15 protein-coding genes and 1 pseudogene are annotated in these 10,499 nt (G+C 52.9%); 8 read left to right on the top strand and 8 right to left on the bottom strand.

Annotated features, from left to right (window positions below; all coding sequences use genetic code 11):
- Positions 1-156 precede the first annotated feature (156 nt).
- From P8O70_05375 to P8O70_05395, 5 genes are all read right to left on the bottom strand, one after another.
- Positions 157-933: a class I SAM-dependent methyltransferase gene (locus P8O70_05375; protein MDG2196308.1), complete on the bottom strand. Its 777-nt coding sequence runs from the start codon at positions 931-933 to the stop codon at positions 157-159.
- Positions 930-1,508 (bottom strand): ATPase, T2SS/T4P/T4SS family, encoded by a 579-nt coding sequence (locus P8O70_05380; protein ID MDG2196309.1) that lies wholly within the window; start codon positions 1,506-1,508, stop codon positions 930-932. Before P8O70_05380 ends, P8O70_05375 begins: the two co-directional genes overlap by 4 nt.
- 73 nt (positions 1,509-1,581) lie before the next feature.
- Positions 1,582-1,794: a hypothetical protein gene (locus P8O70_05385; GenBank protein ID MDG2196310.1), complete on the bottom strand. Its 213-nt coding sequence runs from the start codon at positions 1,792-1,794 to the stop codon at positions 1,582-1,584.
- Positions 1,795-1,800: 6 nt separating this feature from the next.
- Entirely contained in the window at positions 1,801-2,049 is a 249-nt protein-coding gene (locus P8O70_05390) for a hypothetical protein (GenBank protein ID MDG2196311.1), read from the bottom strand.
- A gap of 60 nt (positions 2,050-2,109) precedes the next feature.
- Positions 2,110-2,421 (bottom strand): hypothetical protein, encoded by a 312-nt coding sequence (locus P8O70_05395; GenBank protein MDG2196312.1) that lies wholly within the window; start codon positions 2,419-2,421, stop codon positions 2,110-2,112.
- Between the two features lie 120 nt (positions 2,422-2,541).
- Here P8O70_05395 and P8O70_05400 point away from each other — a divergent pair, with 120 nt between their 5' ends.
- From P8O70_05400 to P8O70_05415, 4 genes and pseudogenes are all read left to right on the top strand, one after another.
- Positions 2,542-3,156 carry a cob(I)yrinic acid a,c-diamide adenosyltransferase gene (locus P8O70_05400; GenBank protein ID MDG2196313.1) on the top strand — a complete coding sequence of 205 codons (615 nt, stop codon included), beginning with the start codon at positions 2,542-2,544 and terminating at the stop codon, positions 3,154-3,156.
- Between the two features lie 15 nt (positions 3,157-3,171).
- Positions 3,172-3,987: pseudogene (locus tag P8O70_05405) on the top strand (DUF2851 family protein).
- Positions 3,966-4,457, top strand: coding sequence for a hypothetical protein (locus P8O70_05410; GenBank protein MDG2196314.1), 492 nt, complete (start codon positions 3,966-3,968; stop codon positions 4,455-4,457). Before P8O70_05405 ends, P8O70_05410 begins: the two are co-directional and overlap by 22 nt.
- A 134-nt stretch (positions 4,458-4,591) precedes the next feature.
- The gene (locus tag P8O70_05415) at positions 4,592-5,395 is read left to right on the top strand and encodes an inositol monophosphatase family protein (GenBank protein MDG2196315.1); all 804 of its coding nucleotides are present in this window, start codon (positions 4,592-4,594) and stop codon (positions 5,393-5,395) included.
- Here the strand turns inward: P8O70_05415 and lpxC are convergent, their stop codons facing one another.
- Complete coding sequence (gene lpxC, locus P8O70_05420) at positions 5,396-6,709, bottom strand: UDP-3-O-acyl-N-acetylglucosamine deacetylase (protein ID MDG2196316.1); 1,314 nt, start codon at positions 6,707-6,709, stop codon at positions 5,396-5,398.
- 129 nt (positions 6,710-6,838) lie between these two features.
- Here lpxC and P8O70_05425 point away from each other — a divergent pair, with 129 nt between their 5' ends.
- From P8O70_05425 to P8O70_05440, 4 genes are all read left to right on the top strand, one after another.
- Entirely contained in the window at positions 6,839-7,651 is an 813-nt protein-coding gene (locus tag P8O70_05425) for an ABC transporter ATP-binding protein (GenBank protein MDG2196317.1), read from the top strand.
- Complete coding sequence (locus P8O70_05430; GenBank protein ID MDG2196318.1) at positions 7,651-8,358, top strand: ABC transporter ATP-binding protein; 708 nt, start codon at positions 7,651-7,653, stop codon at positions 8,356-8,358. Before P8O70_05425 ends, P8O70_05430 begins: the two co-directional genes overlap by 1 nt.
- A gap of 326 nt (positions 8,359-8,684) precedes the next feature.
- Positions 8,685-8,963: a type II toxin-antitoxin system prevent-host-death family antitoxin gene (locus tag P8O70_05435; protein MDG2196319.1), complete on the top strand. Its 279-nt coding sequence runs from the start codon at positions 8,685-8,687 to the stop codon at positions 8,961-8,963.
- 125 nt (positions 8,964-9,088) lie between these two features.
- Positions 9,089-9,271: a hypothetical protein gene (locus P8O70_05440; GenBank protein ID MDG2196320.1), complete on the top strand. Its 183-nt coding sequence runs from the start codon at positions 9,089-9,091 to the stop codon at positions 9,269-9,271.
- Between the two features lie 624 nt (positions 9,272-9,895).
- Here P8O70_05440 and P8O70_05445 read toward each other — a convergent pair.
- Positions 9,896-10,108: a hypothetical protein gene (locus tag P8O70_05445; GenBank protein ID MDG2196321.1), complete on the bottom strand. Its 213-nt coding sequence runs from the start codon at positions 10,106-10,108 to the stop codon at positions 9,896-9,898.
- A 25-nt stretch (positions 10,109-10,133) separates the two neighbouring features.
- Positions 10,134-10,499 (bottom strand): hypothetical protein (locus P8O70_05450; GenBank protein ID MDG2196322.1); only part of this gene is annotated, 366 nt, incomplete at its 5' end.

Here is a 10,499-nt window from a genome sequence, read left to right on the forward strand (position 1 = left end):
ACAAAATAGAGTTGGTTCGTACCAAAAGTGGGGAAACGGAGATAGCCGAGTACAGGAGAATGCATTGCTTCCATCAATCAGGGGAACGACAGTCAACAGAAAAAGGTTATCACGATAGAGGAGGTATTCTGGCGAGGCAAGCGGGGAGTGGGAGGATCAGGTGTTCGAAGGATTCACTGAGTCAACTTTGCACGCCATAAATCGTAGTCGCACGTAGTCGGCCGTCCATTTGCCAGAGTCAGCACACAGGGTGGGAGCCAACTCCTCGGTGACCTCAGCAATCATCTCTTCACGCGTTGCTCCCTCCGTACTCAGAAACAAACCTGCAAAGGTCTCCAACCAGCCTCGAAGCTCTCCTGGCAAGACCGTTGGACGGGGAATCAACTGAATCACTGGCACCTGAAAGCCAACTTCTTCCAGGAGCTGACGATATTCCTCCACGCTGGGAAAGTACCAGGGATTCACAGGCGCCAAGCCTCTGTGCTGACGGGCCTTCGTCAGCGCTGCCAAGATGGAAACCACATTCCCCTGTCCTCCCATTTCTGCGACAAACCGACCAGAAGGCTTCAACGCTCGCTTTACACCTGCAATGACTTCTCTAGGCTGAGTCATCCAATGTAGGGCTGCGTTGGAGAAAACCGCATCAAAAACACCTTCAAATTCCAAATGTTGCCCATCCATCACTCGGGCGTTGATACTTTTTGCCAGCGAGGATTCAACCATCGCAGAGCTACTATCGACCGCTATGACATGGCAACCAGCATCTATCAACTTCAGGGTTAGCTCGCCATCTCCACAGCCAAGGTCGAGTACCATCTCTCCAGCCTTTGGATGCAGCAGTTGCAATACTGGTTTTCCCAAATCACTAACGAACCTTGCGTTTTGGTCATACCCAACTGGATCCCAATGTGTAGCGATGTTTTCCTCACTCATTGCTGACTCTCTGAATCAATTGGCAAAATCGGTTCCAACTCTTCCTTCCGGACCAAGTGGTCATGCAGCATCTGTTCAGCAGTCTGGGCAATCAAGCGGAAGTACAGTCCTGGATAGGGAGCCAACAGTTCATCCGTAGCAAGCTGACGTCGCAGGCGATTCTGGAGGGTCTCATCTAGATGGAGCAGTTCATAGACTGGCAGCTGACCTCCGACTGCAGACCGAACCAAGCGCTGGGAAAGTACCAGTAGCAGGGTATCTGCAATCAGCGCCCACTCAACACCAAGATTTTCCAGACGCTGTAGGCAACTGAGTATATTGTTCGTGTGCAGGGTTGCTAGTACCAATTGACCTGTTAGCGCTGCCTTGAATGCAATCTGGGCCGTTTCCTCATCCTGAATCTCTCCCACCAGAATCACGTCTGGATCCTGACACAAGGTTGCTAGCAGTGCTTCTGCAAACCCTAGTCCCTGCGCAGGCTGCACCGAAACCTGTGTCAGGCATGGCAGATGATACTCAACCGAATCTTCAATCGTGATCACATTCTTGCGTTGAGCGTTAAGCGTCGAGCTGATTCAAAAGGGCATAGAGCGTTGTCGTCTTGCCACTGCCGGTCAGTCCAACAACGAGCAGCATCCTGTATTGACGTCACATCACGGTCTTGAGTACTGCTCGATCATCTTCATAAAAGCCAAGTTGTGCCAGATCCAGCCACAGATCCCCAGATTCCAACAAGCACAGTACCGGCTTCTCACCATGTTCAGTTGGCAGACTGGAGAGCCGCAGGTCGTAAAGCTGGCCATCTGGGGTTTGTTGCTGCAGGTAGCCATCCTGGGGTCTGCGACGTACTGCGATGTCCAACCCAGCCTATAGCTTCAGGTGAGGTAACAACTGACTGGAGAGCAAGGAGCGGAGTTCTGGTAGTGTCTGCAATTCACCATCGATGTGTAGACACCCCAGCAGTTGATCTGGCTGCTGACCGGGTTCCAAATGAATGCCAGAAGCCCCGTAGCGCAGGGCCACATTGAACAGTTTCTGCAACTGTTGGGAAACCTCCACCTCCTCCATTGCAGGAGCATCACCACGTCCTTCACGATAGAGTTGAGCCAGCCACACCCGGTTCACCAAGCCGAGGCAGAGACCAGGATGCTGGAACTGCAAGCGTGGAAGACGTCGCTAATCTGCCAGAGCGGTCAGCACCAGCCAGGGAATGCCATCGCTACCCACCACCAGCAACAGGGATTCATGAAAGAGTGCTTCCTGCTCACTCCGAGGGATAGACCACAGTTGGTTGACCTCCCTGGGCAACAGGGGCAACTGATATCGACGAGCCAGGTGCTCCAAGACCACACCTTTCAACGTGGGGTGCTCCTTAAGAATCCTCTGTAGCTGAGAAAAATCAGCCAGCAATTCTGCTGCATCCTCCGGCTGGCAAACCAAGTCTCTGGGCAGTACTCCCTCCTGGCGCAACCACTTGAGCAACTGCATTCAGTGGCTCCTACACATACTGTAAGCCTCTGAGATCTCGATGAAAAAGATTTCGCTTTGTCTAGATTCCGTTACCATGGTTTCTCTTCAAAAATCCCAACTCAACAGGAGCATTGCTCGATGGTTCGCATCACAAAAGTCTACACCCGTACCGGAGACACTGGCGAGACCGGACTCGTTGGCGGAACCCGTCTACCCAAAGATCACCCTCGAATCGAAGGTTTTGGCACTGTCGACGAACTGAACAGCTGCTTGGGGTTAGTTCGCAGTTTCAACGCTCAAAAGCCACAATCTGAGCGTCGAGACAAGCTCGAGTTGATCCTACAGGCAATCCAACAGAAGCTCTTCGACATGGGTTCCGAACTGGCCACACTGCCAGGTGACGAATACCCCGGACAGATCAAGCTGGAGGAAGCCGATGCTGCTTGGCTGGAAGAAGTGATTGATGCGATGAACACCGAGCTGGAACCCTTGAAGAGTTTTATCCTGCCGGGAGGAACGCCACTCAATGCCTTCCTGCATCAGTCTCGCACCACTTGTCGTCGGGCAGAGCGTGCAGTCCTATGTCTACACCGAGTTGAACCCATCAATCCAGCAATTCTGAAGTATCTCAACCGCCTCTCTGATGCCTTGTTCGTCTTTGGTCGCTGGGTCACAGCCAAGCTGGATGAAACCGAACTGCTCTGGCAACCTGGTAGCACTCGTCCTGACTGGCGCTGGTCAACTAACGACTGAAGCCACCTCCCAACCATGCCGGGAAAGCATCATCCTGAACAACTGCTACAGGCGCTCTGGTGTCTACCTGTTGCCACGAAGTTTCAGACCACAACCGGTGAACAGTTGCGAGTCAAGTTTCCTGGTTGGCTCAATTCTGGAGCTGGTCCTGATTTTCTGGAAGCTCGGCTGTGTCTAGGCGATCAACAGCTTTATGGTGCTGTCGAATTCCATACACACACTCGGCTCTGGCAGGCGCATGGACACCCCGATGATCCAGCCTACCAACAGGTGATCCTGCACGTGGTGCTCTATCACGATGCCCGGCTTCCCGCACTGGTTCGTGAAGACGGGCAGACGATCCCAGTCATCGAACTGGCCACCCAATTACCAGAAAAGTGGGAGCAACTTGTACCTGATGGTGCTGCACTGCTCAAGGAATACGATCGCTTGCCCGGGCATTGTGGCAGCTGATTGCCTGAAATTGGACAGCAACGTCTGCGCCTGCTTTTGCAGGAGGCCACCGAGCAACGCCTACAACAAAAGATGCAGCCAATTCAACAGGCTTGGGACACCGCAGAACCGGAGGAACAGCTGCACCGTGCTTTGTTTGCTGCACTGGGAGCCCCCAACTGGAGCGGCCCCTTTACCGAGTTGGTACAACGCCTGCCTTGGTCGGCTCTACAATCGTGGCTACGTCAACCCCCCGCAGTGCTCGTGCTGAATTGCTGGCTCGCTGGTTTGGACTGTGTGGATTGCTTCTGGAGACGCTACCAAATGCTGCAGATCTGCACTGAGAACACGCTCACTGGTGCCAGATCTAGGAACGCTTGGAGAATACCGATCGCTTGAGAGCTCCACGTCAAGAGGGCCGATGTCCCCAAGGACGCCTGGAACGCCTGCTCGTCGGCTGGTTTCATCACCTTCAGCGAGTCACACCACTGGGGTTATTGCGTTTCTGGCTGCAACAACTGAAAATGCTGGAGCTGTTGGCCACCACGGACACGTTACGACAGACCCTACTACAGCTGAGTGATCAGGCCTTTCGTACCCCGGACTGGGAACCTTGGTGCAAGCATGCGGGCTTCGCTCAGACAGCAATCTTGCCCGATCAGCAGCTGCTAGGAGAACAGCGACAGGTGCTGCTCTGGGTCAACGGTTTGCTTCCCTTTTTCCTGGCCTATGCTCGACAGCACGGGGAACCAGAACTGGAGTCCCTGCTCTATCGTCTGTTATTGGTGTTGCCTCCAGAGCCAGAAAATCGGCACACGCGCTTCCTGCGTCAGCGTCTCTTTGCCCTGGAAGCTCCACTTTTCCACTGAGCAACTGCTCGCTGCAACATGGAATGCTGCAGCTTGCCAAGGACTTTTGCCACAACTTCCACCAGGGTTGCCACCGCTGTGAACTGGTCACTCTGCTGCAGGAAGGAACTTCACAACCACTACCCTGAGACCTCATGTCAGACTGGAAGGAAATTGCTCAATTCGCCCAGGAAATCGCTCGTGAAGCGGGACACCTGATTTGTCAGGAACGTGAACAACAAACCGTTTCACTCAACTACAAGACCCATCAGGAGTTGGTCACTTCGGCAGACCTAAAATCGGACCAACTGATCCGCAATCGCATTCAACAACGCTTTCCAGAACACCAGATTCTCTCGGAAGAGCTGGCGCCCGATTATTCTTCACCAGAGTTGCTGCAGAGCCAACTGTGGATCATCGATCCAATTGATGGAACCGTCAACTACGCCCGTAATCACCAGATGTGTGCAGTCTCCATCGCTTATGCAGAAGCAGGTCAGGTACGAGTCGGTGCCGTCTACTGTCCCTTCCTCGAAGAACTATTTCATGTTATCCAGGGAGAAGGTTCCTATCTCAACGAACAACGACTGCAGATCACTATGCAGGCAGAGTTGCGTGGTGCCTTGATCGGTACCGGTTTTCCCTACAATCGAGAGGAGCGGCCCAAGCTGATTCCAAAGTTTCAGAAGATGCTGGAGAGTTGTGGTGACATCCGCCGGATCGGGGCAGCCTCTCTAGATATCTGTTGGATTGCGGCAGGACGAATGGATGGATTTTTTGAGACGCTCAGTCCCTGGGATTTTGCAGCAGCCCAGCTGGTTGTTCGGGAAGCCGGTGGGAAGATCGGCCACATCGGCGAGGTGCCCCCGAGCGTTCCACCAGAACTCTATGGCCTGGATCTGATCGTTGGAGCACCTGCGATCTTTGATGAGATGCAACAGGTGTTGCGCTCTGCCTGATCAGGCAAAGCAGCTGTACATCTTCTGCACCAGCGCCTGGTTGTAACCATGGGAGGTCATGTTGGCCACCACCCGACCACGCAGTGGATAGCCTAGCAGGAACAGGTCACCAATCAGATCAAGGATCTTGTGCCGGACAAACTCATCCGTAAAGCGTAGTTCCGTGTTGATCACCTTGCCGTCATAGATGATGATGTGCGAGTTGAGATAGCCACTGCCGACCTTGCCCATCTTCTGAGCCATGTCGATGTTCTGAAAGGTGTTGAAGGAGCGAGCTGGCGCAATTTCATTCAGGAAGGAATCCTGCTCTGCGTTGAAGGTCAGTTGCTGTTCCAGGATCGGTGGTGGATAATCGACGCGCATCGTCACTTCGAAACCATCATAGGGTTCCACATAGAGATACTTCTGGTCGGGGTCTTCTTCACCGATGCTGAGTTTTTCGCAAATCACCGCTTCCGTCACTTCGGCGTCCTGATCCACGATTCCGGCTTCGTCAAGCAATCGGGCAAAATCAAGAGCCGAGCCATCCACGTTTGGGATCTCCTCGTCGGCCTTGATCAACACATTGTCCAGCCCAGCCATCGACAAAGCGGCCATCAGGTGCTCCACCGTGCGGACACGTCGATTCTCCCGGGCCAGCACCGTAGAGTTGGCAGTAAAGCTCTGCTGGCTCTGTGCATGCTGGTAATCTTCCAGGCTGGTGATTCGGCCAGGAATGGAGATGCCATCGAGGGTTTGAAACTGAATTCCACTGTTTGGAGGTGCTGGACTGAGAATGATGCCCGTGTTGCGACCACTGAGCAGACCGGTACCATTGAGGACTACGTTGTCGCCAAGAGTACACTGGGGACGTCCGGACCTGCGCAGCTCCACGGATTGCCGGTTGGTTGCTGGCTGGTAGGGTGCTGTCTCGATCCGGGTGTCAGAAGGCAGAATCACTTCCTCGTCTGGTTGAGCGGCTCGCAAGGCACCGGTGATCTTGTCCAACAACACATCCAGGTGCAGTGGCTTTTCCAGAAAGTCTCGGGCTCCCAGCTTGATCGCACTGACGGCAGCTTCAATCCCGGCGTGTCCACTCATCATGATCACGGGTAACTCGGGCTGTTCGTTGCGCAAATTCTTGAGGATCGCCATGCCGTCTTCTCCGGGAAGCCAGATATCCAGTAGCACCAGAGACATTGGCTGCTCTTTCAGAGCGTCGTAGAGTTCACGCGCATGTGCGCAGCAGCATACGGGATAGCCTTCATCTTCGAGTACGGCGGCCAAACTACTACGAATCGCCGGTTCATCATCAACGACCACGATTGGATTCATGCGACTCCTGCAGGAAAGGATAACAAGGCGGATGGAATTGTCGGCTAGCGTGCACTCATCATACCGGGCTTTGGCAGAAATAGGGCAAGAAAATCTGCAAATCTTGATCATTTTTTGGAACCACCACGCATGAGCGAGAATGGCTCTTCACAAGATTCTACCGTGCTCCAAGTGGATCAACTGACACTTGAATTTGGTGGATTGCGTGCTCTGGATAACCTGAGCTTTCAGGTCCAGTCCCAGGAAATTCTCGCGCTGATTGGTCCCAACGGCGCTGGCAAGACCACCTGCTTTCAGTGCATAACGGGCTTTCTTCCTCCAAAGCTTGGGGAAATTCACCTGCATCCTCCCCATCATCAAACACAAGGACTGAACGGCCTCAAGCCCTACCAGATCACCCAGCTGGGTGTGGCTCGCACCTTTCAGAGCATCCGCCTATACGAAAAGCAGAGTGTACTGGAGAACGTGATGATGGGGCGTCAGATCCGCACCAAAGCTAGTATGTTGGGTGTACTCCTGCGAGATCGAAGCACCCGTGCAGAAGAGCAGCAGATTCGTGAGGATTCCTTCCAACTGCTGCAGCGTATGGAGTTGGAACAGTATGCCCAGGTAACTGCGGACAGCCTACCCTATGCAGCCCAACGGCGTTTGGAGATTGCTCGGGCGCTGGCTACCGATCCCTTTCTGTTGCTGCTTGATGAACCGGCAGCTGGCATGAATCGGCAGGAGACAGAAGAACTGGACGAGCTGGTGGTGGAGCTTCGGAAAGAATTTCAGCTGACGATCCTGCTGATCGAGCATGACATGCAGCTGGTGATGAAGATTTCAGACCGAATCATCGTGCTAGACCATGGACGCAAGATCGCAGAAGGTCCACCGCAGGAGATTCGCCAGCATCCTGAAGTAATTCGAGCTTATCTTGGGGAACAGGCCACTTCATGATGCTGGATCTACGCAACTTGGTGAGTGCTTACGGCAACACCCTTGCTCTGCAGGGCGTCTCTCTTTGTGTGAAACCAAGTGAAATCGTAACTATCCTGGGTAGCAATGGCGCTGGCAAGACCACCTTGTTGATGGCCGTCGCCGGGCTGGTGCCTCCCCGCCAGGGAGAAGTTCTGTGGGAAGGAAGACCGATTCAGCAACTGACTCCAGATCAGATCAAAGCGCTGGGCATTGGTCTGGTCCCCGAAGGTCGACGCATCTTCCCAGAATTCACCGTGCTGGAGAACCTGCGAATGGGAGCCTACCTACGTCGCGATCGGGAACACGTCCGAGAGGATTTGGAGCGAATGATGGAACTCTTTCCGATCCTGCACCAACGACAGTCACAGCTTGGAGGAACCCTCAGCGGTGGTGAGCAACAAATGCTGGCGATCGCTCGGGCTCTGATGGGACGCCCCCGACTGCTGCTGCTTGATGAACCGTCTCTCGGACTGGCCCCGATGATTGTCCAGCAAATCTTCGAGATTCTGCACCAGATCCACCAGCAACAACAAACAACAATCCTGCTGGTCGAGCAGAACGCCTACCTGGCTCTCCAACTCGCAGATCGAGGCTATCTCCTTGAAAATGGCAAAATTCAATTGACCGATACAGCGGCAAACTTACTGGACAATGAGGATGTTCAGCGGGTCTATCTTGGTGGGTGAGGATGACAGCAAAAAATCAAATGAATCATTCACTATTTTAAGGAAGACTTCCAAAAATCTCTTCAAAGAACCCCAATTCCTCTACAAACCAAGAGGTCCTGTTTGTTCTTCTCCTTCAGGGAGAAGGTAGCCGAACGGTCGGATGAGGGAATTCCTGCAAGTTCCTAATTTTTTCTAAACTTCACCACTGTCTCTGGGCGGCTCCCTGTCAAAGAATTCAGCTTACAAAAAAAGAGCATCTGACTTCGAAATTGGTCCTATTTGATTGATCATCTAAAAAATTATGAGCACCTTTATGAAGAAAACCAATTCTTGATGACCTGACATTGGATTTAGCCATAAATGTTGCCGTACCTCAGCACAAAGCCAATCTGTCTCGACTGTTAGCAAGGGGGCAATCTGGAGAAGTGATTGAGGTGACCTCACATCGGGAACCCATCACCCACATTGTCGGTGTCCCCGAACCAACTGGAGTACCCCTCGACTCTCTGAGGTCTTCTGGGGCGCTGAGTTGGAATGGCAAAAAGCCTGTGTTTGAGGAGCCTCTTGCCTTGACCGACACTGGCAAATCCCCCAGCAGTTTGATCTTGGAAGATCGCCGGTGATTCTGTTTTGTGACACTTCAGCGCTGATCAAATTCTATGTTCAGGAGGAGTGGAGTTCGGCAATGCAGGGAGCTGTCAACAAGGCCTCGGTGGTCGCGATTTGTCGGATTGCTTAAACAGCAGCAATGTCTACGCTGGCTCGCAGAGGAAGAGAATTTTCAGAGGAACTACCCCTGTTGGAAAGAGTTCGGGGTCACTTTCGCAAGGGCTGGGAGAGCTATGTCAAGATTGAGGTCAGCCAAGCCTTGGTGGGACAGGCTGGAGAATTTGTAGAGATTTTTGCACTGCGGGCTTACGACAGCATCTAATTGGCGGTCGCTAGCACCTTGCAAACAGAAATGCCCGGAAATGTGAGTTTCACTTGTTTTGATCAGCGTCTACAAAAAGCGGATCAAGGCTGGGTCTGTTGCCTCTTGACCTGGATCGTTTGAACCAGATTTCTTCCTGAAAAACGTTGAGCACGCTTCCTCCACAGTTCCAGATGCTACCCTAACCCAAGACGACCAAGTGGCTGAACGGCCAGATGAGGGAATTCGTCGAAAAAATCCTCCATCACTCTCAAAAAGGTGTTATCCATAAAATTTTATTTGTCAGATATTAAATTCATTTTGTCTCAAAATATGATCAAATGTGACAAAATAATTAAATAACATTGCATAAAATCCTTGTGATTAGGCAGATAAATGAGTAAATAGGCATATATATTTCAAGATTGTCAGCAAAACATAGGGATTTAGCCAAGCCATGGAAGGCGCAGCAGCTAATGCAACCTAGTACCAGTTCAGCCAAAAAAACCAAATGTACCAACGGCCACTCTCCTCCTTCCTCCTGCTCTTCTGCCTGAGCCTGGCTCTGCTGGGCTGTGATGTGATTCCTGAAGAAGGCACGATTGTCTATGACGTGGACTTCCCACGTGCGGATAGTGATAAGGCTCAAGGTGGCGGTGGTGGTGGAAGTTCCAACGGCTCTACTCCCTCTGGGCTGAGCACCTCGGCTTCCGTCAGCGTGACCACGATCAACGAAGGCGCCACCAATACTGAGACCTTTGTCCTCTCTGGTCCACCCAACGGCACTGTCACCATCACTTTCTCTTCCGGAGATACATCCGAGGCTACGCTCTCGCCGGCCACGATGAGCTTTGACAACAGCACCTGGAATATCCCACAGACCCTAACCATCACGGCTCCTGAAGACTACAGTGTCGATGGCAACCAGACCACCACCATCAGCTACACCATCGCCTCCACTGATCCAACGGACACCCTCCACGGAGCTGCTGGTAACTTCAATGTAGTCACGGCTGATAGCGGAGCGACCGCGGTCACTGTGGCCAATAACTCTCCCAGCCTGACCGAAGGTACCACGGACAACAACACGACCTTCCAGCTCTCCGGCCCACCCAACGGCACCGTCACCGTCACGCTCACCTCCAGCGACACCGGTGAAGCAACCGTCTCCCCAACCACACTGACCTTTGACAACACCACCTGGAATGTAGCGCAGCCAATCACCCTGACCGGGGTCGAGGACTACCTC

It is taken from the genome of SAR324 cluster bacterium (assembly GCA_029245725.1).
Lineage (GTDB): Bacteria > SAR324 > SAR324 > SAR324 > NAC60-12 > JCVI-SCAAA005.